The 23,315-nt window shown below is 69.4% G+C and carries 24 protein-coding genes; 18 read left to right on the forward strand and 6 right to left on the reverse strand.

What is annotated here, in order from left to right; all coding sequences use genetic code 11:
- Nucleotides 1–43: 43 nt before the first annotated feature.
- The gene (locus tag ACFOYW_RS06895; RefSeq protein WP_390228071.1) at nt 44–1,393 is read right to left on the reverse strand and encodes an MFS transporter; all 1,350 of its coding nucleotides are present in this window, start codon (nt 1,391–1,393) and stop codon (nt 44–46) included.
- Between the two features lie 9 nt (nt 1,394–1,402).
- The gene (locus ACFOYW_RS06900) at nt 1,403–3,391 is read right to left on the reverse strand and encodes an acyltransferase family protein (RefSeq protein WP_390228072.1); all 1,989 of its coding nucleotides are present in this window, start codon (nt 3,389–3,391) and stop codon (nt 1,403–1,405) included.
- Nucleotides 3,392–3,573: 182 nt separating this feature from the next.
- Here ACFOYW_RS06900 and rpsO point away from each other — a divergent pair, with 182 nt between their 5' ends.
- The 8 genes from rpsO to ACFOYW_RS06940 all read left to right on the forward strand — a co-directional run bounded on the left by rpsO (nt 3,574) and on the right by ACFOYW_RS06940 (nt 11,756).
- Entirely contained in the window at nt 3,574–3,843 is a 270-nt protein-coding gene (rpsO, locus tag ACFOYW_RS06905; protein WP_390228073.1) for a 30S ribosomal protein S15, read from the forward strand.
- A 166-nt stretch (nt 3,844–4,009) separates the two neighbouring features.
- Nucleotides 4,010–4,597, forward strand: a complete 588-nt coding sequence (locus ACFOYW_RS06910; protein ID WP_390228075.1) for a hypothetical protein — start codon at nt 4,010–4,012, stop codon at nt 4,595–4,597.
- A complete protein-coding gene (locus ACFOYW_RS06915) occupies nt 4,597–5,112 on the forward strand; it encodes a VanZ family protein (RefSeq protein ID WP_390228076.1) in 516 nt (171 codons plus the stop codon). The genes ACFOYW_RS06910 and ACFOYW_RS06915 overlap by 1 nt, the downstream gene beginning before the upstream one ends.
- Nucleotides 5,105–5,884 (forward strand): fructosamine kinase family protein, encoded by a 780-nt coding sequence (locus ACFOYW_RS06920; protein ID WP_390228078.1) that lies wholly within the window; start codon nt 5,105–5,107, stop codon nt 5,882–5,884. Before ACFOYW_RS06915 ends, ACFOYW_RS06920 begins: the two co-directional genes overlap by 8 nt.
- A gap of 225 nt (nt 5,885–6,109) precedes the next feature.
- The gene (locus ACFOYW_RS06925) at nt 6,110–8,362 is read left to right on the forward strand and encodes a polyribonucleotide nucleotidyltransferase (protein WP_390228079.1); all 2,253 of its coding nucleotides are present in this window, start codon (nt 6,110–6,112) and stop codon (nt 8,360–8,362) included.
- A gap of 250 nt (nt 8,363–8,612) precedes the next feature.
- Nucleotides 8,613–9,725: an aldo/keto reductase gene (locus tag ACFOYW_RS06930; protein WP_390228080.1), complete on the forward strand. Its 1,113-nt coding sequence runs from the start codon at nt 8,613–8,615 to the stop codon at nt 9,723–9,725.
- Nucleotides 9,726–9,798: 73 nt separating this feature from the next.
- Nucleotides 9,799–11,157, forward strand: coding sequence for a M16 family metallopeptidase (locus tag ACFOYW_RS06935; protein ID WP_390228081.1), 1,359 nt, complete (start codon nt 9,799–9,801; stop codon nt 11,155–11,157).
- On the forward strand, nt 11,154–11,756 hold the full coding sequence (locus ACFOYW_RS06940; protein ID WP_390228082.1) for a histidine phosphatase family protein: 603 nt from the start codon (nt 11,154–11,156) through the stop codon (nt 11,754–11,756). The genes ACFOYW_RS06935 and ACFOYW_RS06940 overlap by 4 nt, the downstream gene beginning before the upstream one ends.
- Before the next feature lie 18 nt (nt 11,757–11,774).
- On the opposite strand, the gene ACFOYW_RS06945 is transcribed toward ACFOYW_RS06940, so the two are convergent.
- Nucleotides 11,775–12,263: a GNAT family N-acetyltransferase gene (locus ACFOYW_RS06945; RefSeq protein WP_390228083.1), complete on the reverse strand. Its 489-nt coding sequence runs from the start codon at nt 12,261–12,263 to the stop codon at nt 11,775–11,777.
- Nucleotides 12,264–12,323: 60 nt separating this feature from the next.
- Between ACFOYW_RS06945 and dapB the strand changes: the two genes are divergently transcribed.
- From dapB to ACFOYW_RS06960, 3 genes are read left to right on the forward strand one after another with little or no spacing between them, the layout of a single operon-like run.
- Nucleotides 12,324–13,082, forward strand: coding sequence for a 4-hydroxy-tetrahydrodipicolinate reductase (gene dapB, locus ACFOYW_RS06950; RefSeq protein WP_390228084.1), 759 nt, complete (start codon nt 12,324–12,326; stop codon nt 13,080–13,082).
- 13 nt (nt 13,083–13,095) lie between these two features.
- Nucleotides 13,096–13,536, forward strand: a complete 441-nt coding sequence (locus ACFOYW_RS06955) for a tetratricopeptide repeat protein (RefSeq protein WP_390228085.1) — start codon at nt 13,096–13,098, stop codon at nt 13,534–13,536.
- 9 nt (nt 13,537–13,545) lie between these two features.
- Nucleotides 13,546–14,082 carry an adenine phosphoribosyltransferase gene (locus ACFOYW_RS06960; RefSeq protein ID WP_390228086.1) on the forward strand — a complete coding sequence of 179 codons (537 nt, stop codon included), beginning with the start codon at nt 13,546–13,548 and terminating at the stop codon, nt 14,080–14,082.
- A 3-nt stretch (nt 14,083–14,085) separates the two neighbouring features.
- Here the strand turns inward: ACFOYW_RS06960 and ACFOYW_RS06965 are convergent, their stop codons facing one another.
- The 3 genes from ACFOYW_RS06965 to ACFOYW_RS06975 form a co-directional block, all read right to left on the reverse strand.
- Nucleotides 14,086–14,514, reverse strand: a complete 429-nt coding sequence (locus ACFOYW_RS06965) for an OsmC family peroxiredoxin (RefSeq protein WP_390228087.1) — start codon at nt 14,512–14,514, stop codon at nt 14,086–14,088.
- A 70-nt stretch (nt 14,515–14,584) separates the two neighbouring features.
- Nucleotides 14,585–15,088, reverse strand: a complete 504-nt coding sequence (locus ACFOYW_RS06970; RefSeq protein ID WP_390228088.1) for a DUF4395 domain-containing protein — start codon at nt 15,086–15,088, stop codon at nt 14,585–14,587.
- Entirely contained in the window at nt 15,075–15,527 is a 453-nt protein-coding gene (locus ACFOYW_RS06975) for a TlpA family protein disulfide reductase (protein WP_390228089.1), read from the reverse strand. Before ACFOYW_RS06975 ends, ACFOYW_RS06970 begins: the two co-directional genes overlap by 14 nt.
- Nucleotides 15,528–15,625: 98 nt before the next feature.
- Between ACFOYW_RS06975 and dapA the strand changes: the two genes are divergently transcribed.
- The 7 genes from dapA (at nt 15,626) to ACFOYW_RS07010 (ending at nt 23,172) form a co-directional block, all read left to right on the forward strand.
- On the forward strand, nt 15,626–16,600 hold the full coding sequence (dapA, locus tag ACFOYW_RS06980; RefSeq protein WP_390228145.1) for a 4-hydroxy-tetrahydrodipicolinate synthase: 975 nt from the start codon (nt 15,626–15,628) through the stop codon (nt 16,598–16,600).
- Nucleotides 16,601–16,658: 58 nt separating this feature from the next.
- A complete protein-coding gene (locus ACFOYW_RS06985; RefSeq protein ID WP_390228090.1) occupies nt 16,659–18,335 on the forward strand; it encodes a ribonuclease J in 1,677 nt (558 codons plus the stop codon).
- Between the two features lie 64 nt (nt 18,336–18,399).
- Nucleotides 18,400–21,261 carry an FtsK/SpoIIIE family DNA translocase gene (locus ACFOYW_RS06990; RefSeq protein WP_390228091.1) on the forward strand — a complete coding sequence of 954 codons (2,862 nt, stop codon included), beginning with the start codon at nt 18,400–18,402 and terminating at the stop codon, nt 21,259–21,261.
- A gap of 34 nt (nt 21,262–21,295) precedes the next feature.
- On the forward strand, nt 21,296–21,892 hold the full coding sequence (gene pgsA / locus ACFOYW_RS06995; protein ID WP_390228092.1) for a CDP-diacylglycerol--glycerol-3-phosphate 3-phosphatidyltransferase: 597 nt from the start codon (nt 21,296–21,298) through the stop codon (nt 21,890–21,892).
- Nucleotides 21,885–22,397, forward strand: a complete 513-nt coding sequence (locus ACFOYW_RS07000) for a CinA family protein (RefSeq protein ID WP_390228093.1) — start codon at nt 21,885–21,887, stop codon at nt 22,395–22,397. Before pgsA ends, ACFOYW_RS07000 begins: the two co-directional genes overlap by 8 nt.
- A gap of 134 nt (nt 22,398–22,531) precedes the next feature.
- Entirely contained in the window at nt 22,532–22,846 is a 315-nt protein-coding gene (locus ACFOYW_RS07005) for a helix-turn-helix domain-containing protein (RefSeq protein ID WP_390228094.1), read from the forward strand.
- Between the two features lie 98 nt (nt 22,847–22,944).
- Complete coding sequence (locus ACFOYW_RS07010; protein ID WP_390228096.1) at nt 22,945–23,172, forward strand: DUF3046 domain-containing protein; 228 nt, start codon at nt 22,945–22,947, stop codon at nt 23,170–23,172.
- The last annotated feature ends 143 nt before the right edge of the window (nt 23,173–23,315 follow it).

A 23,315-nucleotide genomic window follows, 5' to 3' on the forward strand; every position in this document is an offset into this window, starting at 1 on the left:
CGAGAGCCCCGGGCGACCGGGGCTCTTCTCGTGCGCGCGGCGATCACGGCACGGGGTGCAGCGCGTCGTACGCGAGGAACGAGCGCTGGCGCCGGATGAGCGCGAAGATCAGCACGACGATGAGTGCACCGCCGAGCACGGGGCCCGCCCAGAGTGCGGCGATCGTGCTCATCAGGCCGATGTACAGGTCGCCGACGCGCGGGCCGGCGGTCACCACGACGACGAAGACGCTCTGAATGCGCCCGCGCATCGCGTCGGGTGCGGATGCTTGCAGAATCGTGCCGCGGAAGATGGCGCTCACGTTGTCGGCGCCGCCCGCGATGAGCAGTGCGGCGGCGGCGAGCAGAAGCGCGGGAAGGTGCACGTGCGCCCAGGCGGAGCCGGCGTTGCCGCGCCCGCGCAGGGCCTGCACCAGCAGCACGATGCCGAATGCGAGGATGGCGAATCCGTACACGGTGATCGCGCGTGCGACGGCGCGCCCCTGCGCGCGCACGTGGCCGAGGGAGCCCGAGAAGACGCTCGAGAGCAGGCCGCCCACGGCGTACGCGGCGGTCAGCACGCCGACGGTGATCGCGCCGCCGCCGAGCAGCACGGCCCCGACCGCGGGGAACAGCACGCGCGGCTGCCCGAAGGTCATGGCGATGATGTCGGCGACGAACGAGGTGCGGATGTTGACGGCGCGGCGCAGAAAGTGCGCCCCCTCGAGGAGTGAGCGCAGGCCTGGGCGCTCGGCGTCACCGTGCGGCCGGATGGGCGGCAGCCACAGTACGGCGAGGAAGGTGCAGGTGAAGGTGACCACGTCGATCGAGAACGTCGGGCCGAAGCCGACGGCGGCGACCAGCACGCCGGCGACGGCCGGCCCGACGGTGATCTGGATGCCCGTCGAGATGCCGTTGAGAGCGGATGCCGCGGGCAGCAGCTCCTTCCGGACCAGCCGCGGCGTCGTCGCTGCATTCGCGGACTGCAGCACGGTGGCCGCGACCGTGTTGACCATCGTGAGCAGGTAGAGCGGCCAGACCGTCTCCGAGTGCAGCCACGCGAGCACGCAGATGCCTGCGGTCGAGAGCCAGGCCCCGAGCGCCCCGACGAGGGCGACCTTGCGCCGGTCGAACACGTCGGCGAGCATGCCGCCGTAGAGGCCGACGACGACCATCGGCCCCAGCGCGAACAGCGCGACGAATGACACGGCGAGCGTCGAGCCGGTGATGTCGTAGATCAGCAGCCCGATGGCGACGATCGTGATCTGGCTGCCGATGCCGGCGATGGCGGTGCCGCCCCAGAGACGCGCGAATGCGGGACTCTCTTTGAGCGGCGCGATGTCTGCCAGAAGCGAGCGGCGAACCGGTGAGCCCTCAGCCGGAGTGACGGGGGCGGAATGGTCCGGGTCGCTCACGCCACAAGATTACGGCAGGTACGGTGCCAGCTTCGCCGACAGAGCAGGCGCCAGCGCGCTCGAGAAACTCGCCGTGAGGTGGTGCGAGTCGCGGTAGATGAGGGTGTTCCCGACGATCGCCGGGCACACCGTGTCAGTGCAGAAGTAGTCGGTCAGGTCGATGAGCTGGGCGCGGGTCTGCTTGGCCGCGTTCTGCGCGGCGGTGCGACCGGGGGAGCTGAGGGCCTTCGACTTCGGCTGGGCGCAGGCCTTCGCATCCGTGAGGTGCTGAGAGAGGCAGTCGACGGGGTTGACCCCGAAGTCGGGGCTGTCCGACATCAGCAGGACACGCGTCTGGCTCGGAATCTGTGAGATCGTGTTCGCGAGCCCGTCTGCCCACTGCTGCTCGGCGTTCTTGCCCTTGGGGAGCTCCTCGTTGTCGTAACTGGCGAGCACGACGACCGCCGGTGGATTCTTCTTCAGCTGTGCGAGCACGTTCGTGCGCCAGGCGTCGCACGACGGGTACGGCTGGCCGTTGCGCACATGGTCGATCAGGGTCGATGCGCATCCGCTCTTCGTCTGGGTGACGAATCGGTCGCCGGCCGACTCGACGGCCTGCTGCAGTCCGGGCGCCCACTGGGCGGCGGCCGAGTCGCCCCACAGCACGACGGTGGGCGCCGTGGACGGCCCGGATGCGCACGGGTGGGGCGTCGACTGCGAGAAGTTGAGCTCGCAGCCGTCGCTGTAGAGGGCCGGGTTGTCGTTCTGCGCCTGAGTGAGCGCCGGCTTCAGGTTGGCCGGGACGAACGAGGTCTCCTGGAGCGGCACCGACGGCGGCGTGGCCGCGACGACCCGCCCAGTGCTCGGCGTCGCATTCGCCGCGCCGACGAGGGCCACGACAGAGACGGCGGCGAGCACGGAGCTGCCGGCGAGCGCGGCGAACAGCGAGCGTCGCGGTCGCGCCTTGGCGAAGAAGCGAGCGTGCCGCACCGGGTTCTCGAGCCAGCGGTACATGATCCACGCGAGCGGGACGGCGAGTACCGCAAGTGCGAGCGTGATGTAGAGCGGCAGCGGATGCTCGTAGCCGACCGCCGCCTGCGGCAGCTGCTCGAGCGGCCAGTGCACGAGGTAGAGCGAATACGAGATCGCACCCAGGAACTGGAAGGGACGGAGCCTCAGCAGCGACACGACCGAGCCTCGTGCCGGCACCTCGCCCGCGGCGATCACGGCTGCGGTCGCGAGCACCGGCAGCAGCGCGGCGGTGCCCGGGAAGGTCGTGTCGGCCGTGAATACGACGCAGCCGACGACGATTCCCGCGACGCCGGCCCAGCCCAGAATTCGAGCCCCCCACGCCGGCAGGAGGCGCCTCACGGTGGGGGCGGCGATGGCCAGCAGGCCGCCGGCCGCCAGCTCCCAGGCGCGCGGCCAGAGCGCGAAGAACGCCCAGGGCTCGTTCGTGCGGGTCAGCCAGATGCCGACGACGAGCGAGACGATCGCGAGGACGCCGAGCACGGCCGCGATGGCGCGCCGGCGTCGGCGCAGCAGCACCCACGCCACGCCGAGGAGCGCCGGCCAGAGCAGGTAGAACTGCTCCTCCACGCCGAGTGACCAGTAGTGCTGGAACACCGAGGGCGTCGTGTTCGCGAGGTAGTCCGTGCCGCGGACGGCGAAGACGTAATTGGGCACGTAGAGCGCCACGGCCGCGGCATCCGTCATCGCCTGCGCGCGCAGCGTGGGCGGTACGAAGAGGAAGACGCCGCCCACCGTGAGCGCCAGAACGGTGAACGAGGCGGGCAGGATGCGGCGCGCGCGGCGCGCGTAGAAGTCGGCGAAGCCGATGCGTCCCGTCTTGCGCAGACGGCGCAGCAATTGCCCTGTGATCAGGAACCCAGATACCACGAAGAACATGTCGACGCCGATGTATCCGCCGGCGACTCCGGGCACGGCCGCGTGGTCGAGAACCACCGCCGTGACAGCGAGTGCGCGTAGGCCCTGAATGTCCTGTCGTATCCCCCGCATATCTTTCAAAGATGGCATAGGCGGCTGGAAGAGTCTTTTGCACGGGCACTACGGGGGATCAACTCGAGGCGCCCTCATCGCTCTGGTAGACTCATGAGGTTGCCGTTTGAACGGCCGCGGAACAAGAGAGCTCAGGCATCCTGCCCCGGGCACCGCGCAGCGATTAGAGAGGGGATCCATCTATGGCACTTGATGCAGAAGCCAAGAAGGCGATCGTCGACGAGTACGCAACCCACCCCGGTGACACCGGATCCCCTGAGGTCCAGGTCGCCATCCTCACCAAGCGGATCAAGGATCTGACCGAGCACCTGAAGGAGCACAAGCACGACCACCACTCGCGCCGTGGGCTCCTGATCCTGGTCGGTCACCGCCGCCGTCTGCTCGGGTATCTGCAGGAGATCGACATCGAGCGCTACCGCTCGCTGATCGAGCGCCTCGGGCTGCGTCGCTAGCACCGAAGGTGCGCCGGCTCTAGCCCGGCGCGTCGCGTCACCGCCAACAGGCTTCGAGAGGCCGTCACCCCACGTGGGTGGCGGCCTCTCTCGTTGCCGCGCGGGGCTTGTTCCCGGACGCGCCCACCTTGGAGAGCACTCAGCAGCACTCGACTAGCGTGTGAAGATGCCGCGTCCTCGTCGAAAGCCGTTCTGGCGTTGGACGCCGCTGCCGTGGCTGGTTCTCGTGGCTCTGATGCTGGTCGCGGGATCGATGCACGATCTGCGCCGCGACGGCCTGTACCTCGCCTTCACCATCCTGACCGTCGTCTTCGTCGTCGCGTTCGCGATCGCGCTGTTCGCCGCCTCGCGACGGCGCGGGCCGAACTTCACGGCGGAGGGCCGCCTGCTGCGGCTCGACGGCCTCGAGCTCGTCGAGGTGCCGGCGGCGGGGCATCCGCTCACCGTCTACGGCGTCGAGAGGCATCAGACCTCGATCGAGGCTGCCCGCGCTCATACGAGCGGTGAGCTGCGCGCGCTGCTCATCTCCGATGCGGGCAGTTGGTGGGGGCTGCGCAGCGACATCGCCGTCTACCTCCTGAGCGGCGTCGGGTTCCACCTGATCGGGCGGCTCGGTGATCAGGCGCAGGTGTCCTGGCAGCATCTCTTCGACGAGTGGCGTGCCGCCGGCCGTTTCCTCGTGGTTCCCGCAGAAGTCGCCGGGACGACGCGCCACCTCACCGTCGATGTGCGTCTTGAGGGGGCCATCGCCTGATGTTCCGCCGCCACCCCGTTCTCGCCCCGCTTACCCTGCTCTACCTTGCGGCGGTCGCGTGGCTGACGCTGGGGCCGCAGCCGCTCGACGACCGCGATCAGGGGCTGCTGCTGGTGGCGATCCGGTTCGCGCGGGCAGTGCTCGTGCCGCGCTGGCCGACTGTGGCGGCCGGGCTCACGTACAACCACATCGAGTTCGCGGCGAACGTCGTCATGTTCGTGCCTCTCGGCGTCTTCCTGCTGTTGCTGCTCGGGCGTCGGCTCTGGTGGCTCGTGGTGCTCATCGGCGTCGCACTGACGTGCGGCATCGAGACCGCGCAGCGCGTCATTCCGGGCCGTGTCTCCGACATCCGCGACATCGAGGCGAACAGTATCGGCACGGTCATCGGCGTGGTGCTCGCCCTCATCATCACCATTCCGGCCTATCGCCGCGAGCGCGACCGCCAGCGCATCCGTGAGCTCGAGGCCGAGCTGATCCGCTATCGCCGCGTGGGCGAGAGCAGTTCGCGTGGCTGACACTCTCGTCAAGCAAGACGCGTCGGCACCGTCCGGATTCTTCGAGGCCGAAGCCGCCGGACTGCGGTGGCTCGGCGAAGCGGCCGCCGTCGGGGGAGCGCGGGTCGTGCGAGTGGTCGCGGTCGAGGCGGGCCGGATCGAATTGGAACGGGTCACCCCGGCGCGGCCGACGGCCGCGGCGGCGCGCGCGTTCGGGGCGGCGCTGGCGCGCACGCACGAGCAGGGGGCGGATGCCTTCGGCGCGCGCCCCGCAGGCTGGGACGGCCCCGGGTTCATCGGCAGCCGGCCGCAGTCGTACGCGCACGAGGCGAGCTGGGGCGCGTTCTACGCTCGTGATCGCGTCCTGCCGTTCGTGGAGATCGCAGAGCGCGCTGGGAGCGTGACCGCGCGCGAGGTCTCAGAAATCCGCCGCGCGTGCGACCTCATCGCGAGCGGAGCGTTCGACGACGACGAGCCGCCTGCACGCCTGCACGGCGACCTCTGGAACGGCAACGTGCTCTGGGACGATGCGGGAGGGGTGCTGATCGATCCGGCCGCGCACGGCGGCCACCGCGAGACCGATCTGGCGATGCTCGCCCTGTTCGGCGCGCCGCACCTCGACGAGATCATCGCGGGCTACGGCGCGCAGCGGCCGCTGCGGGAAGGCTGGCGGGAGCGGATCCCGCTGCATCAGCTGCATCCGCTCGCCGTGCACGCCGCGAGCTACGGCCGCGGCTACGGGGAGGAACTCGCGGCCGCGGCGCGGGCCACGCTGAGCCTTTCCGACCGCTGATCTGCCCTCCTGGTAGGATCGGCGTCTGTAGGGGCAGGCCGACAGGAGCTGGTCCTCGGTGGTGGATTTCGGAAATGCTCGTTCCGCGCTCTTCTACTGGTGGCCAGCACGAGATCGGGTGTCGTACCTCACGTACCGCAGCCCGGCTCAGTCCTGTAACCCTGCTCCTCGCGTATGCCCGCGCCGCAACACGGCGGTGCGGAAACTCAAAGGAGTAAGACCTTAATGGAAGGTCCCGAAATCAAGTTCGCCGAGGCCGTTCTCGACAACGGCAGGTTCGGCACGCGCACGGTCCGCTTCGAGACCGGCCGTCTCGCGCAGCAGGCTCAGGGCGCCGTCGCCGCCTACCTCGACGAAGACACCATGCTGCTGTCCGCGACGAGCGTCAGCAAGCACCCGAAGGACAACTTCGACTTCTTCCCGCTGACGGTCGACGTCGAAGAGCGCTCGTACGCCGCGGGCAAGATCCCCGGCTCGTTCTTCCGCCGCGAGGGCCGCCCCTCGACCGAGGCGATCCTCGTCTGCCGCCTCATCGACCGCCCCCTGCGCCCGTCGTTCGCCGACGGCATCCGCAACGAGGTGCAGATCGTCATCACCGTTCTGTCGATCGCGCCCGACGAGTTCTACGACGCGCTCGCGATCAACGCGGCCTCCGCGTCGACCCAGATCTCGGGTCTGCCGTTCAGCGGCCCGATCGCGGGTGTGCGCCTCGCGCTCATCGGCGACCAGTGGGTCGCCTTCCCGAAGCACTCGCAGCTTGCCGACGCGGTGTTCGACATCGTCGTCGCGGGCCGAGTCGTGAAGGACGCCGCCGGCAACGAGGACGTCGCGATCATGATGGTCGAGGCCGAGGCGACCGAGACCAGCTGGGATCTCATCCAGGCTGGTGCGACCAAGCCCTCCGAGGAGGTCGTCGCGCAGGGCCTCGAGGCCGCGAAGCCGTTCATCAAGCAGCTCGTCGACGCTCAGGCGAAGCTCGCCGCGCAGTCGGCGAAGGAGATCCAGGACTACCCGACCTTCCTGCCCTACACCGACGCGACCTACGCCGCCGTCGAGGAGCTCTCGCTCGCCGAGCTCGGACCGGTGTACCAGATCGCCGACAAGATCGAGCGCCAGGACGCCGATGACGCCCTCAAGGCGCGCGTCAAGGAGGCCATCGTCGCCAAGGTCGAGGCGGGCGAGCTGCCCGAGTCGGCCGTCGGCGAGGTGTCGGCCGCTTATAAGTCGGTCTCGAAGAAGGTCATGCGCGGTCGGGTGCTCTCCGAGGGCATCCGCATCGACGGCCGCGGCCTGCGCGACATCCGCCCGCTCGACGCCGAGGTGCAGGTCATCCCGCGCGTGCACGGCTCGGCGATCTTCCAGCGCGGCGAGACGCAGATCCTCGGCGTCACGACGCTCAACATGCTGAAGATGGAGCAGCAGATCGACTCGCTGTCGCCCATCACGAAGAAGCGCTACCTGCACCACTACAACTTCCCGCCCTACTCGACCGGTGAGACCGGTCGTGTGGGCAGCCCGAAGCGCCGCGAGATCGGCCACGGCTTCCTCGCCGAGCGCGCGCTCGTCCCGGTGCTGCCGTCGCGCGACGAGTTCCCGTACGCGATCCGCCAGGTCTCCGAGGCCCTCGGCTCGAACGGCTCCACCTCGATGGGCTCGGTGTGCGCCTCGACGCTGTCGCTGCTCAACGCAGGCGTGCCCCTCAAGGCGCCGGTCGCCGGCATCGCGATGGGCCTCATCTCCGAGACCGTCGACGGCGAGACCAAGTACGCGGCGCTGACCGACATCCTCGGTGCCGAGGACGCTCTCGGTGACATGGACTTCAAGGTCGCCGGTACCGCCGAGTTCGTCACCGCGATCCAGCTCGACACGAAGCTCGACGGCATCCCGTCGGCGGTGCTCGCGGGCGCCCTGCAGCAGGCTCACGACGCGCGCACCACGATCCTGGGGGTCATCAACCAGGCGATCGACGTGCCCGACGAGATGGCGCCGACCGCGCCGCGCGTCATCAGCGTGCAGATCCCGGTCGACAAGATCGGTGAGCTGATCGGCCCGAAGGGCAAGACGATCAACGCCATCCAGGACGAGACCGGCGCCGAGATCTCCATCGAGGAGGACGGCACCGTCTACATCGGCGCCACCGACGGCCCGAGTGCCGAGGCGGCCCGCGCCCAGGTGAACGCCATCGCCAACCCGACCAACCCCGAGGTGGGCGAGCAGTTCCTCGGCACGGTCGTCAAGATCGCGGCCTTCGGCGCGTTCGTCTCGCTGCTGCCCGGCAAGGACGGTCTGCTGCACATCTCCGAGGTGCGCAAGCTCGCCGGGGGTAAGCGTGTCGAGAACGTCGAAGACGTGCTCGGTGTCGGCCAGAAGATCCTGGTCGAGATCACCAAGATCGACGACCGCGGCAAGCTGTCGCTGGCGCCGGTCGTCGCGGAGGCCGAAGATGCTGCCGCTGAGGAGACCGTCGCCGCCGAGTAATCGCGCAACGAACGGATGCCCGTCTCACTCTGTGGGGCGGGCATCCGTTTTTTGTCCCCGCGTCCGCCGCGGGGACCGTTCTTGCACGGCGTTCGCGGGCCACGTGTCGGTTGTCTAGCCACGCGTGTCGGAGGAGCCAATTCTTCATAACGGTTGAGCGTTTCGGCCGGGAAGCTGCCGATCTGTGACATAACCTCAGTCCCATAGTCGGGGTGCGAATGGCACCCGCCCGGGGGAAAAAGGGGGCTGGATGAGCGACTATTCGCCAGTGGGGGCACGGGCGCATGTCGGCAGTACGGGCCGTGGTGCGATCGAAGCCGCGGTGAGCGCTGAAGCCGCGCTGTTCGCGGCCGACGACGACGCGGCCACGCGGCCGATCTCGATCATCGCGGAGCGCAAGCTCGGCGAGAGCGGGCTCGCTGTGTTTCCGTTCGGACTGGGTACGGCGCGACTCGCCGCCATCGATGAGGTGGCCGCCGGCCGCATTCTGCACCGCTTCGCCGTGCGCGGCGGCGGCCTTTACGACGTCGGCGACGAAGACGGCTCCGGGCGCAGCCAGCAGGTCGTCGGCGACTGGTTCGCCGCGAATCGGCCGGGGCGGGTATTCACGGCGCTCACCCCGTCACCCGAGCGCGACGGGGGTGCGGCGACGGGTTCGACACGTATCGTGCGTGCCGTCGAGGCGGCCCTGCGTCGATTGCGGCTCGACCACATCGACCTGCTGACACTCGATTTTCGCGACGGGCAGCTGACGCTCGACGAGCAGCTCGGCGCTGTCGCCGAGCTGATCTCGGCGGGCAAGGTGCGCCATCTCGGCGCGAACGCCGCAAGCGGCGACCAGCTCATGGCCGCGCGCGTGCTCTCCGGCGACGGGCTGCCGCGCATCGTCGCGGCGCGGCTCGCGTGGGACATCACCGGGAACTCCGCTCTGCTCGAGGACGTCCGCATGGTGGCGGCGGCGCAGGAGCTTGCGTTGCTGCCGGATGCGACCTCGGCCTCCATCGCGTTGGCGAGCCCGTCGCTGCCGCAGAAGGTGCTGGCGGGCTGGGGCCACACGGCGCGGCTCGGTCAGATCGTGAACGCGCGGGTCGTGCGGCCGGAGCGAGAGCGGGCGACGGATGCTTTCGCGGGGCGCGGCCGCGAGCACCGCATCGGGGTCGCCCTTGACCGTGTCTCGGACGAGCTCGGGCTGCAGCCCGCCACGACTCAGCTGGCGTGGTTGCTCGCCAAGCGCGGCGTCGTCGCGCCGATCGTGCGTATCACGCGGCCGGAGCAGCTGGACGTGCTGATGGACGCCGCGGCCGTGTCCCTGTCGCGCGCACAATTGCGAGAGCTTGACCGCGCTGCCGTCGCTGCGCGCTGAGCCGCGGCGACGGCTGCCCGGTCCGCGCGGCTCGGTGTGCGGGCCCCCGGGCCGAGCCATAGAGTGGCACGTGATGAACGGCGCCGCGACATCCCTTCCGCTCGACATCGCCGAGTTGGCGTTCGCCGCCTCAGGGGACGCACTCGTTCGACGCACGGTCCTGCCGAATGGTGCCAGGGTGCTGAGCGAACGCGTGCCCGGCGTGCGCAGTGCGACGGTGGGGTTCTGGGTCACGGTCGGCTCGCGTGATGAGACCGGTGCCGACGGGGCTCACGCGGCGAGCTACGGCTCGACGCACTTCCTCGAGCACTTGCTGTTCAAAGGCACGACGCGCCGCTCTGCGCTCGACATCGCGGTGTCGTTCGACTCGGTCGGCGGCGAGCACAATGCGGCGACCAGCAAGGAATACACCTGCTACTACGCCAAGGTGCAGGACAAGGATCTGTCGATGGCCGTCGAGGTCATCGGCGACATGTTCACGTCGAGTCTGATCGACGCCGACGAGTTCGACAATGAGCGCCAGGTGATCCTCGAAGAACTCGCCATGGCCGACGACGACCCGGCCGACGTCGCGGGGGAGCGGCTGTACAGCGCCGTGCTCGGCGAGCATCCTCTCGGGCGCCCGATCGGCGGCGACCCGGCAACGATCCGTGCCGCGACGCGGGAGGGGGTCGTGCAGCACTATCGGCAGTCGTACCGACCCGAGAACATCGTGATCGCGGCGGCCGGGGCGGTCGACCACGACCGGCTGGTGGCCGACGCGTCGGCTGCGCTTGCCCGCGGGGACTGGCCGGGCGCGGGCAGCCCCGCGCCACGACGCACGACGACGGCCGCGCCGCAGAGCTATCACTCGTCGGTGGTCACCGTGCGGCGCCCCGTCGAGCAGGTCAACCTCTTCCTCGGCCTGCCCGGGCTCGTCGCGACCGACGAGCGGCGCACGACGCTCGCCGTGCTGAACGCCGTGCTCGGCGGCGGCATGTCGAGCCGCCTCTTCCAGGAGATCCGCGAGCGTCGCGGGCTCGCGTATTCGGTGTACTCGTTCGCGAGCGGATTCTCCGACGCCGGTCTCTTCGGGATCTACGCCGGCTGTGCTCCGCACAAAGCGCCGCAGGTGGCGGCGCTGGCACGCGACGAGCTGGTGCGCATCGCTGATTTCGGCATCACCGGCGAAGAACTGCGTCGCGCGACGGGGCAGCTGTCCGGAGCATCCGCTCTCGCGCTCGAGGACTCCGACGCGCGCATGACGCGCCTCGGCCGCGCCGAGATCAGCATGGGCGAGTTCAGCGATCTCGACGAGAGCCTCCGGCGTCTCGCGCTCGTGACGCAGGCCGACGTTCAAGCCCTCGCGGTGGAACTCGCCGGGCGACCGCTCACCATCGCGGCCGTGGGTGACGTCGACGATGCCGCATTCGCCGGCCTGGGGGTCGGATGACCCACTATCTGTATCTCGTGCGCCACGGCGAGCAGCTCGATGCCGAGCACGGCATGGAAGACGGCCCGCTGTCGCCGCGCGGCATCCGCCAGGTCCGGCTCCTCGCCGACCGGCTCGGCGGGGTGCCGTTCAGCGGGGCGTACCACTCGCCGCTGACCCGGGGTGAGCAGACCGCGCGCGTGCTCGCCGAGCGGCTGCCGGCCGTTCAGCCCGAACCGTCCAACCTGCTGTTCGACTGCATCCCGTCCGGCCCGGAGCCCGGAACGCCGAAGTCGTTCGACGCCTTCTTCCACAGCATCAGCGAGGTGCGCATCGAGGCGGGCCGAGCGCAGATGGAGGACGCCGTGGCCGAGTTCCTCGGCTCGTCGCGCAACGACCGGCACGACCTGCTGATCACGCACAATTTCGTGATCGCGTGGTTCGTGCGCGAGGTGATGGATGCGCCCAGCTGGCGCTGGCTCGGCCTCAACTCGGGAAACGCGGGCTTGACGGTCATCAGGCACCGCCCGGCGAAACGTCCCGAGCTCATCGTGTTCAACGACCTCGGTCACCTGCCGGCCGAGCTGCGCACGGGTCTGCCCGAGGTGCTGCCGTTCTGAGGCCGTCGCACGGCGGCGCTATCGCGTCGTGAGGTCCTTCCGGTACCACGTCGTCGCGTTGCCGTTGTCGTTGTAGGGCGGAATCGACGCGTAGCCGCTCGACGCGTACAGCGCGTTCGCTGCCGTCAGGCTCGCGTTGGTGTCGAGCACGACGGTCTCTGCGCCGAAGTCGCGTGCGCGGCGCTCGAGCTCGGCGAGCAGCGCACGGCCGGCGCCCGCGCCGCGGCCAGCCTCGCGCACCCAGAGGTGCTTCACCTCCCAGATCGAGCGCGGCCGGCCGCCGAGCACCTCGTCGTCGAGGCGCCGGACGGCTCCGCAGCCGTATTCGACGCCGTCCTCGCCCACCGCGAGCACGAACTCGCCGGTCGGGGGCGTGAATGCGCCGGCCGAGGGCAGCGTGGTGACGTAGCCGCGTGCGTGCGGGAAGGTCGCTTCGCGGTAGCTGAAGTACTCGGTGAGCAGCGCCTGGGCGCGGTCGTCGGTCACGGGCACGGATTCGTACGGCACGTCTTCAACATTAGGGTTGGAACGGCGACCGCACCGCCGCCGAACAGAGAGGCAGAGCCCATGACGATCCGCGTTGCAGTGGTCGGCGCGACCGGCAGGCTGGGGTCTGCGGCGACGGCTCTGCTCGAGCGCAGCGACGGCTTCGACGTGGTCGCGCGCCTCGGTTCGTCGAGCGAGCATCACGACATGCTCGGGTCGGCGGAGGCGCCGAGCGACGTGGTCCTCGACGTCACGCTCCCGCACGTCAGCCAGGGCATCGTCGAATACGCGGTGACGCATGGTCGCAATGTCGTGGTCGGCACGTCGGGCTGGTCGTCCGACCGGCTGGCCGGCCTCAACACGCTGCTCGCGCGCCACCCGGAACGCGGAGTGGTGGTCGTGCCCAATTTCGCGCTCGGCAGCGCCCTCGGCACTGCGTTCGCCGCCGCCGCGAGCCGGTTCTTCGATGCGATCGAGATCGTCGAGGCGCATGGCGCGGGCAAGGTGGACTCGCCGTCGGGCACGGCGGTGCGCACCGCCGAGCTGATCCAGCAGGCGCGCGGCGAGCTCGGTCCCGTCTCGGCGCCGCACATCGATCAGCGCGCTCGCGGCCAGCAGGTCGGCAGCGTGCCGATCCACAGCCTGCGGCTGCCGGGCGTGCCGGCCCGGCAGGAAGTGATCTTCGGTGCGGAGGGCGAGACTCTGACCATCTCGCACAGCGTCGTCAATCCGGCTGCCTATTCGGCCGGAATGCTGCTTGCGCTGCGGCGCGCCACCGAATTGACCGGCCTCACCGTCGGGCTCGACGCGCTCATCGATCTCGGCATCGCCGCGGTCTGAGGTCGGGGCCCGCGTGAAGAATCGCTTCGCGGCGCTGCTCATGGCGCTGCTGCTGCTCATCTATATCGCGCTCGCTGGGCAGCGCGCCGTGCTGCTGTTCGAAGCAGGCTCCGTGATCGGGATCGTCGCGGGCTGCGCGCTCATCCTGTTCCCGCTGATCGCCATCTGGGCTCTCGTCCGCGAGCTCATGTTCGGGTGGCAGACCGAGCGGCTAGTGAAGCGGCTCGACTCCGAAGGCGGCCTTCCGGTCGAGCCGGCCGTGACCGGCTCAGGGCGTCCGGTGCGCGCCGCCGCTGACGAGGAGTTCCCCAGGTACAAGGCCGAGGTCGAGGCGGATCCCGACAGCTGGCGCGCCTGGTTCCGGCTCGGCCTCGCCTACGACGCCTCCGGCGACCGGCGGCGCGCTCGCTGGGCGCTGCGCGAGGCCATCAAGCTGTCTCACCAGCACGATTAGGCTTTCCGGGTGCCCCTGAGCCCAGAAGCAGCCCTCGTCGACAGCCTGATCACGACGATCCCCAATTTTCCCGAGCCGGGGATCGACTTCCGCGATCTGACGCCGGTGTTCGCCGACGGCCCTGCGCTCGCGGCCCTCGCGCGCGGCCTGGTTGCACCGTTCGAGGGGCGGTTCGACCACATCGGCGGCCTCGAAGCCCGCGGATTCCTGATCGCGGGCGCCGCTTCCGTGGTGAGCGGCGCCGGGGTGCTCAGCGTGCGCAAGGCGGGCAAGCTTCCTCGCGCGGTGCTCTCTCAGGAATACGCCCTCGAGTACGGCACCGCTGCGCTCGAGGTGCACATCGGCCAGCTGCCGCCGGAGAGCCGGGTGCTGATCGTCGACGACGTGCTCGCGACCGGCGGCACCGCGCTTGCGGCCGCGAACCTGATCGAGCGAGCCGGCTGGCGCGTCGCCGGAATCGCCGTGGCCCTCGAGCTCGGCGGCCTGGGCGGCCGTGCCCGGCTCGAGGGCCGCGGTATCGAGACGTTCTCGCTTCTGACGTACTGAGTACTAGACGAGCGTTGCCTCAAGGGTGATGTTCACGCCGGCAAGCGCCTTGGAGACCGGGCAGCCCTCCTTCGCGGCGGCGGCGATCTTCTGGAACTCCTCATCGGAGATTCCGGGCACCTCGGCGTTGACGAGCAGGTGACTGCCGGTGATGCCGCCCTGTGCGATGTCGAAGCTCACGGCCGCGGTCGCGGCGACGCGGGTCGCCGTGTGGCCGGCGGAGGCGAGTTCGTTGGCGAACGCCATCGCGAAGCAGCCGGCGTGAGCGGCGCCGAGCAGTTCCTCCGGCGTCGAGACGCCGCTCTCGCCTTCGGAGCGAGCCTTCCAGTTGTAGTCGAAGGTCGCGAGCCCTGACGAGTCGAGGGAGATGCTGCCGCTGCCGCTGGCCAGGTCGCCGCTCCAGACGGCGGATGCTTCGCTCGTGAGTGCCATGGGTGCCTCCTAGGTTCGGGGTGGCCGCGTCGTTCGGCGCGACCCGCCCTCAGCCTACGGACGGGGGCACTTACGCGGCAGCCCCGCGGCTGCGGCCGATCACTCCGGCGCGCACGAGCAGCAAGTACATCTGGCACCCCAGGCAATAGCCGAACACCGAGTTGAGGAACGCCGCGATGAAAGCGAACGCGGCCGCGATCACGACGATCACGGGGAACCAGATGCCGAGGATCACGCCGAGGCCGGTGATGATCAGGCCGACGAGCTGCGCGAACGTCGGCGGCGCGGGATTCTCGAGCTCGACGGGCGGCGCGAGCCGCGGGCGCAGGAGCGAGCGGTAGAGCGCGCCGTACGGATGCTTCTGCACGCCGCCCACAGCGCCCCAGACGAACATCAGCGCGATGAGCACGAGCAGGATCCACGCGGCGAGCCGTGAGCCGTTCGAGCTCAGTCCGACGAGGCCGAGAACGAGGTCGACGGCGAGCAGCACCGCGGTGATGCCGGCTGAGAAGCGCGGCCCGCGGGGGTCGATGCCCTGCTGGCCGGGGAGCGGGCGAAGATCAGGCTGCGACATGGTCGTCTCCGTTCAGAACACGTGCAAGGGATGCTTCGAGCTGCGCCGCCTTCGGCGCCCCGCCGATGCGGGCGTGCACCGCGCCGCTGCCGTCGAGCAGCAGCGTCGTGGGCGTCTGCAGCACCTTGAAGCGCTGCGCGAGCTCGGGGGAGCGGGTCAGGTCGATGTCGACGTGGGCGACGCCGTCGGTTCGCGCCGCGATGCCTCCGAGCAGTCGGCGGGTGGCCGGGCAGTATGCGCAGAACTCGGTCGAGAACTGGAGGAGGGTCGCGCGCTCGCCGAACGGCGCCTCAGAGCGGACATCCGCTGGCCGCACGATCTCCGCCGGGTCAGCGGATCGCTCGGCGACCCGGCCGGTGCGACGCTGCCAGATCAGGCCGACGACGGTCGCGACCGCGATCAGGCCGACGACGACGAGTACCGCTGACAGGACGTTCATCTCGGGTGCAACGCTATGCGCCCCACGACATTTCGCATCCGGCTGTGACGCGAGATGACGCGCAGCTCGCGACGGCGGCGACCCGCTACCCTGAAGGCATGTCCGCCGAGAATCCGTTCGGCCAGGTGCTCGTCGCCCTGGTCACGCCCATGACAGCCGATGGCGAGGTCGATTGGGCCGGCGTCGAGAAGCACATCGACGACGTGATCGCTGGCGGCGCCGACGGCATCGTGGCCTCCGGCACGACGGGTGAGACCTCGACGCTGACCGATGCGGAGAAGCTGCGGCTCATCGAGGTCGCGAAAGACGTCTCGGCAGGCAGGGCCAAGATCATCCAGGCGGGCGGTTCGAACGAGACGGCGCATGCGATCGAGCTCTACCGGAAGAGCGAGCGGCTCGGCATCGACGGCATCATGATCGTCACCCCGTACTACAACAAGCCCACGCAGGCGGGTATCCTCACGCACTTCCGGTACATCGCGAACGCGACCGATCTGCCGGTCATCCTCTACGACATCCCGGGCCGCACGGGCGTCCCGATCAAGTACGAGACGCTGCTGAGCGCCGCCAAGCATCCGAACATCGTCGCCGTGAAAGACGCCAAGGGCGATTTCGCCGAGGTGAGTCGCGTGCTCAACAACACCGAGCTGCTGTACTTCTCCGGCGACGACGCCAACGTGTTGCCGCACCTCGCAATCGGCGCGTCGGGCCTGATCGGCGTCACCGCGAACATCACGTCGCGCCCCTACCGCACCATCGTCGACGCCGTGAACCGCGGTGACCTCGCCGCCGCGACCGCACAGCACAAGAAGCTCGAGCCGCTTGTGCGTGCCGTCATGACGCACATTCCCGGCACCGTGTCGGCGAAGTACATCCTGCATGGCCTCGGCCGCATCGGCTCGCCGCGCGTGCGCCTGCCGCTCGTCGGCCCCGAAGACCAGGAAGCCGCCGTCATCGAGGACGAGCTCGGTCTCGTCCGCGACGTCGAGGGCGTCGACTTCAGCAACTTCCGCCCCGACCGCAACGCGGCCGCGAGCGGCGCCCTGCCGAAGGTGGCGGGTGCCACCCGCTGACGCGGGCACTGGCCACGGCATTCGTTTTGATCCACGCTCACAAGCGCTAGAAGGAGATATGGCAGCAGCCGTCTACGCCCCGCCCGCACTCGAATCCGGCACGCTTCGCGTGTTCCCCACCGGCGGCCTCGGCGAGGTCGGGCGCAACATGACGGTGTACGAGATCGACGGGAAGATCCTCATCGTCGACTGCGGAGTGCTCTTCCCGGAGCCCGACCAGCTCGGTGTCGATCTGATCCTGCCCGATTTCGGGCCGATCCGTGACCGCCTCAAAGACGTGATCGGCGTGGTGCTCACGCACGGTCACGAAGACCACATCGGCGCGGTCCCGTACCTGCTGAAACTCCGGCAGGACATTCCGCTGTACGGTTCGGCGCTCACCCTCGCGCTCGTCGAGGCGAAGCTCAAAGAGCACCGCATCAAGCCCATTACGCGGGTCGTGAAAGAGGGCGAGGTCAAGACGCTCGGGCCGTTCACGCTCGAGTTCATCGCCGTCAACCACTCGATCCCCGACGCGCTCGCCGTCGCCATCACGACGTGGGCCGGGGTCGTGCTGCACACGGGCGACTTCAAGATGGACCAGCTTCCGCTCGACGGGCGTCTGACCGACCTGCGCGCCTTCGCGCGGCTCGGCGAGAACGGGGTCGACCTGTTCCTGCCCGACTCGACGAACGCCGACGTTCCGGGCTTCACGCCCATCGAGCGTGAGATCGGGCCGGTGCTCGAGAACATCATCGCGAGGGCGACCAGGCGTGTCGTCGTGGCGAGCTTCTCGAGTCACGTGCACCGCGTGCAGCAGGTGCTCGACGCGGCGGCTCAGAACGGGCGGCGCGTGGCGCTGCTCGGCCGCTCGATGGTGAAGAACATGGGCATCGCCGCCGAGCTCGGCTATCTCAAAGTGCCGGACGGGGTGCTGATCGACTTCAAGAAGGCCGGCGACGTGCCGGACGACAAGATCGTCTACATGTCGACCGGCTCGCAGGGCGAGCCGATGGCCGTGCTCGCGCGCATGGCGAACCTCGAGCACCAGATCGAGCTGGGCCCCGGCGACACCGTGATCCTCGCCTCGAGCCTCATCCCCGGAAACGAGAACTCGGTGTACCGCGTCATCGACGGGCTCACCAAGCTCGGCGCGACCGTGATCCACAAGGGGAACGCGAAGGTGCACGTCTCGGGCCACGCGGCCGCGGGCGAGCTGCTCTACTGCTACAACATCCTCAAGCCGAAGCACGTCATGCCCGTGCACGGCGAGCACCGGCACCTGTTCGCAAGCGCCAGGCTCGCGCAGCAGACGGGGGTTCCGGCGCAGAACACGATCCTCGCCGAGAACGGCACGGTCGTCGATCTGCGCGAGGGCGAGGCGCGGGTCGTCGGCCAGCTCGACATCGGCTACGTGTACGTCGATGGCTCCAGCGTGGGCGAGATCACCGACGCCGACCTCAAAGACCGGCGGATTCTCGGCGAAGAGGGCTTCATCTCGGTGATCGTCGTGGTCGAGGCCGCGAGCGGTCACATCGTCGCGGGTCCCGAGATCCACGCCCGCGGGTTCGCCGAGGACGACGCGGTGTTCAACGACGTCAAGCCGAAGATCGCGGCGGCGCTGCGCGAGGCGGCCGAGAACGGCGTGCGCGACAACCACGCCCTGACCCAGACCGTGCGTCGCACGGTGGGGCGCTGGGTGAACTCGAGCTACCGCCGCCGTCCGATGATCGTGCCCCTGGTCATCGAGGCCTAGGCCCAGCGGCGACTCTCCGCGCCCGCTCCCGGGCGATGTCACAGGCCTCGGATAGCTTCTGATCATGGCCACGAGCACCACGTCGTCTTCGCGCGCCCGCGGTGCGGGCGGCGGTGGCGCGCGCGGTCGGTCTGCAAAGCAGAAGACCGCGCCCACGAAGAAGCTTCCCGCGAATCAGACCGTCGTGATCGAGACGACCGAGCACGCGATGGTCGCAAAGGCGTGGATCGGGCTCGCCCACCTCGTGGGCGGCGCGGCGCGCGCGCTCGGCCCTGAGAACCTCGCGAAGGAAGAGCGTCGCGATGGCCTGCCGTTCTTCCTCGTGGTGCTTGCCGTCGCGGGCGCGATCGACGAGTGGTTCTTCATCAACGCGCCGTGGGCGCAGGCCCTCGACGCGTGGACCTTCGGCGGTCTCGTCGGCCGGGTCGCGTTCGTGCTGCCCGTGGTGCTGCTGATCTTCGCGATCTGGTTGTTCCGCCATCCGTCGTCCGTCCACGACAACACCCGCATCGGCGTCGGACTGATCCTGGCGCTGATCAGCATCTCGGCGATGTGCCACGTCTTCAGCTCGCGTCCCCAACCGGTTGCCGGTATGCCCGTCCTCGCGCAGGCCGGCGGCGTCATCGGGTGGATGGTGGGGGCACCGCTGATCCTGCTGATCACCGCCTACGGCGCCGCAGGGCTCATGATCGTGCTGCTGATGCTCAGCGTGCTGATCATCACGAAGACGCCGCCGACCAAGATCGGGCGCCGTCTCCACGAGCTCTACGCCTACCTGTTCGGCGCGGCCGTGCCGACGGAAGAGGAGCGCGAGGCGGCGAAGGCCGCCAAGGCCGAGCGTGCTGAGAAGAGCGTCCCGGTCGAACTCGACGGCGCGCGCGAGGGTGATGACGGCGACGAGCACGGGGGTCCCGACCGACTGCCGTGGTGGCGGCGTAACAAGAGCGGGCGTGAGGAAGACCCCGATTTCGACGGCGATGCGGGCTCTTTGAGCGCCGTGTTCGGCGAGGCGCCCGAGGCTCCGGTCGCGGGCGGCTTCGCGACGGCTCTCGAGCCCGACCCGGTTCCGGCGGCAGACGGCTTCGACGTCTTCGCCGAGCTCGCCCACGCCGAAGACGCGGTGAAGCGATTCACGGGCGAAGTTCCGGCCGGCCCCGGCCCGGGGCTGCGCAGCGACAACATGACCGAGGTCGTCCCCGTCGACGACAAGGCGCAGCTCGACGGCCTTCCGATCAGCGAGAGCGCGGAGCTGGTTCCGGTCATCGCTGCGCCTGCGCCCGCCAAGCCGTACGTGTTGCCGTCGGCGAGCACGCTGGCGGCCGGGCCGCCGGCGAAGACCCGCTCCGCTGCCAACGATGAGGTCGTCCGGGCGATCACCGAGGTGCTCACGCAGTTCGGTGTCGACGCCAAGGTCACAGGGTTCTCCCGCGGACCGACCGTCACCCAGTACGAGATCGAACTTGGCCCCGGCGTGAAGGTCGAGCGTGTCACCGCGCTCTCGAAGAACCTGTCCTACGCCGTCGCGTCGAACGAAGTGCGCATCCTCTCGCCCATCCCCGGCAAGAGCGCCATCGGCATCGAGATCCCGAACGCCGACCGCGAGACCGTCTCGCTCGGTGACGTGCTGCGCTCGGCCGCGGCGACGAACAGCAGGCACCCCATGACGATCGGCGTCGGCAAAGACGTCGGCGGCGGCTTCGTGGTGGCCAACCTCGCCAAGATGCCTCACTTGCTCGTCGCCGGCTCGACCGGCTCGGGCAAGTCGTCGTTCGTCAACTCGATGATCACGTCGCTGCTCATGCGCGCGAAGCCGTCAGAGGTGCGCATGGTCCTGATCGACCCGAAGCGCGTCGAGCTCACGATCTACGGCGGCGTGCCGCACCTGATCACTCCCATCATCACGAACCCGAAGAAGGCGGCCGAGGCGCTGCAGTGGGTCGTGAAAGAGATGGACATGCGGTACGACGACCTCGCGTCGTTCGGCTTCCGTCATATCGACGACTTCAACAAGGCCGTCGTCAACAACGAGATCGTGCTGCCGCCGGGCAGCGAGCGCAAGCTCAAGCCGTATCCGTATCTGCTGGTCGTGGTCGACGAGCTCGCCGACCTGATGATGGTGGCTCCGCGCGACGTCGAGGACTCGATCGTGCGCATCACCCAGCTCGCGCGTGCATCCGGCATCCACCTCGTCCTCGCGACCCAGCGCCCGTCCGTCGACGTCGTCACGGGCCTGATCAAGGCGAACGTGCCGTCACGCCTCGCCTTCGCGGTCACGTCGGTCACCGACTCGCGGGTCATCCTCGACCAGCCCGGCGCCGACAAGCTGATCGGCCAGGGCGATGCGCTGTTCCTGCCGATGGGCGCAGGCAAGCCGATCCGCGTGCAGGGCGCCTGGGTCAACGAGTCCGAGATTCAGAAGGTCGTCGATCACGTCACGCGTCAGGCGCGACCCGACTACCGGCAAGACGTCGTGCCTGCGGAGCAGAAGAAGCAGATCGACTCCGACATCGGTGACGACCTCGAGCTGCTGCTCGCCGCGGCCGAGCTCGTCGTCTCGACCCAGTTCGGGTCGACGTCGATGCTGCAGCGCAAGCTGCGGGTCGGGTTCGCGAAGGCCGGGCGCCTCATGGACCTGCTCGAGTCGCGCGAGATCGTCGGCCCGTCCGAGGGTTCGAAGGCCCGCGACGTGCTGGTGACGGCGGAGCAGTTGCCGGCCGTGCTGGCGAAGATCCGCGGCGAAGACGCAGCCCCGGCCGCGGCCCCGGCGTCGCCGGCGCCGACTGCTCACGGGTCGAATCCGCCGGCGTCGGCGGCCGACGACGAGGACCGCTACGGCGACGATGTGCTGGCCCGCCAAGAGGGCGGCCTCGAAGAGGTCGACGCGGCCTCCGACGAAGACGCGTGGGGTCTCACCGGGCGCGACTGACTCTCGCGCAGCATCGGCCCCGTAGGCTGATGCTGTGACCGACACCCCGGCTCGGCCGAGCAACTGGAACCTGCCGAACACGATCACCATCGTGCGCATCCTGTTCGCACCGGCCTTCCTGTGGCTGTTGCTCGCGGACGCGGGGCACGACGGCCCGGCGCGCTGGTGGGCCGGTGTGCTCTTCGCCGTCGGCATCGCCACCGACGGCGTCGACGGGTGGCTCGCGCGCCGCAACGGCCAGGTGACCGAGCTCGGAAAACTGCTCGATCCGATCGCGGACAAGATTCTGACGGGCGCCGCGCTCGTCGGTCTGTCGATCGTGGGCGAGCTGTGGTGGTGGGTCACGATCGTGATCCTCGTGCGCGAGATCGGCATCACCGTGTACCGCTTCGTCGTGATCCGTGACGGCGTGATCCCGGCGAGCCGCGGTGGCAAGCTCAAGACCGTCTTCCAGGGCGTTGCGATCACGCTGGCGCTGCTGCCGTTCTGGGTCCCGCTCGGCGACTGGGTGCACTGGGTCAACTGGGTCCTGATGGCGATCGCGCTGGTGCTCACCGTCGTCTCCGGTCTCGACTACGCGTGGAATGCGATCCGGTTGCACCGCGAGAAGGGCGAGCGGGCGGATGTCTGAGGCGGGGGCAGCGGCGTCCGTCTCCGATCCGACGGCCGCACTCATCACTGCGCTGGCCGCACGCGGGCTGACCATCGCCGTCGCCGAGTCGCTCACCGGCGGCGCTCTCGCGGCGGAGCTCACGCGCCCCGCCGGAGCCTCCGCGGTCGTGAACGGCGGCGTCGTCGTCTACGCGACGGCGATCAAGCACAGCGTGGTCGGGGTCGACGCCGAACTGCTCGCCGAGCACGGACCCGTGCATGCCGACGTGGCGCGCCAGCTGGCCGAGCGCGTTCGCGCAGTGCTCGCAGTGGAAGGGCGCGCGGCTGACGTCGGTGTGTCGACGACCGGCGTGGCCGGCCCGGCCGCGCAGGGCGGCCAGCCGGTCGGAACCGTATTCGTCGGTGTCGCATTCGGTACCTCGACCCGGGTTCAGGAGCTGCACCTGGACGGGGGTCGGGCGCAGATCCGGGCGGCTGCGGTCACGGCTGCGGTCGACGGCATCATCGCCGCCGCCGCGGAATAGCGCGTGTTGCAGTCTCGTTAACGATGCCAACAATGAACCAGCGGATTGCAGGGAACGTGAACTACAGTGCATCGCAAGGAGCGCTCGTGAGGGCGGCTTCGGGCCAGGGCAGAGCGACGAAGAAGGGGGCGCCCATGATTCTGGTACGTCAGGAAATCGGCGACGTGCTGCGGGACTTCCGCCTTCAGAAGGGCCGCACGCTGCGTCAGGTCGCGAGCAAGGCGAGTGTTGCGCTCGGCTACCTCAGCGAGGTCGAGCGAGGCCAGAAGGAGGCGTCGAGCGAGATCCTCGCCTCGGTCGCCGAAGCGCTGGACACGCCGATCTCGGTCATCATGCGCGAGGTCGGCGATCGCCTCGCGGTTCTCGAGGGCATTGAGGCCATCGTGCCCGACGCGCTCCCCGACGACTTCGCGGCCCGTCTCGACAGCGAGCTCGTCAGCCAGCGCTGACACTACGACATCGGCGGATGCCTCGGGCAGGAGCCCGGGGCATCCGCTGTTTCGTGCACGGCCTGTGTCCGGAACCGCGCGTCTACGCTGGAGGAACCATGCGTCTCAGTGAGTTCCATCGCGCGATCGAGCAGGAGTTCGGATCGGCCTATGGGGGCCAGCTCGTGCGCGAGCTCGTGCTGATCGAGCTGCGCGGCCGCACGGCGGAGCAGGCGCTCGCGGCCGGGGAGTCGCCGCGCGACGTCTGGTACGCGCTCTGCGAGGCGATGGATGTGCCGGATGCGCGACGCCACGGCGCCGGCCTCGTGAACCCTGAGCGCCGCTGATACGAACTTCGGTGCGCGACACGCCGCGTCGATCTCGAACACGGATTCGACCGCTGCTATCGTCGCTCTTACGATGACTTGGCCAGCACAGGCCGGGCCGTTCCCCTAGTTTCACACCGATCACTGCTCTCGGGCACCCGATG

It is taken from the genome of Gryllotalpicola reticulitermitis (assembly GCF_042651345.1).
Lineage (GTDB): Bacteria > Actinomycetota > Actinomycetes > Actinomycetales > Microbacteriaceae > Gryllotalpicola > Gryllotalpicola reticulitermitis.

What these genes read in the sequence shown, in the direction of transcription:
- ACFOYW_RS06900 (WP_390228072.1), bottom strand. Translation starts at nt 3,391, where the DNA reads ATGCGGGGGATACGACAGGACATTCAGGGCCTACGCGCACTCGCTGTC.
- rpsO (WP_390228073.1), top strand. Translation starts at nt 3,574, where the DNA reads ATGGCACTTGATGCAGAAGCCAAGAAGGCGATCGTCGACGAGTACGCA.
- ACFOYW_RS06910 (WP_390228075.1), top strand. Translation starts at nt 4,010, where the DNA reads ATGCCGCGTCCTCGTCGAAAGCCGTTCTGGCGTTGGACGCCGCTGCCG.
- ACFOYW_RS06915 (WP_390228076.1), top strand. Translation starts at nt 4,597, where the DNA reads ATGTTCCGCCGCCACCCCGTTCTCGCCCCGCTTACCCTGCTCTACCTT.
- ACFOYW_RS06925 (WP_390228079.1), top strand. Translation starts at nt 6,110, where the DNA reads ATGGAAGGTCCCGAAATCAAGTTCGCCGAGGCCGTTCTCGACAACGGC.
- ACFOYW_RS06930 (WP_390228080.1), top strand. Translation starts at nt 8,613, where the DNA reads ATGAGCGACTATTCGCCAGTGGGGGCACGGGCGCATGTCGGCAGTACG.
- ACFOYW_RS06935 (WP_390228081.1), top strand. Translation starts at nt 9,799, where the DNA reads ATGAACGGCGCCGCGACATCCCTTCCGCTCGACATCGCCGAGTTGGCG.
- ACFOYW_RS06940 (WP_390228082.1), top strand. Translation starts at nt 11,154, where the DNA reads ATGACCCACTATCTGTATCTCGTGCGCCACGGCGAGCAGCTCGATGCC.
- dapB (WP_390228084.1), top strand. Translation starts at nt 12,324, where the DNA reads ATGACGATCCGCGTTGCAGTGGTCGGCGCGACCGGCAGGCTGGGGTCT.
- ACFOYW_RS06965 (WP_390228087.1), bottom strand. Translation starts at nt 14,514, where the DNA reads ATGGCACTCACGAGCGAAGCATCCGCCGTCTGGAGCGGCGACCTGGCC.
- ACFOYW_RS06970 (WP_390228088.1), bottom strand. Translation starts at nt 15,088, where the DNA reads ATGTCGCAGCCTGATCTTCGCCCGCTCCCCGGCCAGCAGGGCATCGAC.
- ACFOYW_RS06975 (WP_390228089.1), bottom strand. Translation starts at nt 15,527, where the DNA reads ATGAACGTCCTGTCAGCGGTACTCGTCGTCGTCGGCCTGATCGCGGTC.
- dapA (WP_390228145.1), top strand. Translation starts at nt 15,626, where the DNA reads ATGTCCGCCGAGAATCCGTTCGGCCAGGTGCTCGTCGCCCTGGTCACG.
- ACFOYW_RS06985 (WP_390228090.1), top strand. Translation starts at nt 16,659, where the DNA reads ATGGCAGCAGCCGTCTACGCCCCGCCCGCACTCGAATCCGGCACGCTT.
- ACFOYW_RS06990 (WP_390228091.1), top strand. Translation starts at nt 18,400, where the DNA reads ATGGCCACGAGCACCACGTCGTCTTCGCGCGCCCGCGGTGCGGGCGGC.
- ACFOYW_RS07000 (WP_390228093.1), top strand. Translation starts at nt 21,885, where the DNA reads ATGTCTGAGGCGGGGGCAGCGGCGTCCGTCTCCGATCCGACGGCCGCA.
- ACFOYW_RS07005 (WP_390228094.1), top strand. Translation starts at nt 22,532, where the DNA reads ATGATTCTGGTACGTCAGGAAATCGGCGACGTGCTGCGGGACTTCCGC.
- ACFOYW_RS07010 (WP_390228096.1), top strand. Translation starts at nt 22,945, where the DNA reads ATGCGTCTCAGTGAGTTCCATCGCGCGATCGAGCAGGAGTTCGGATCG.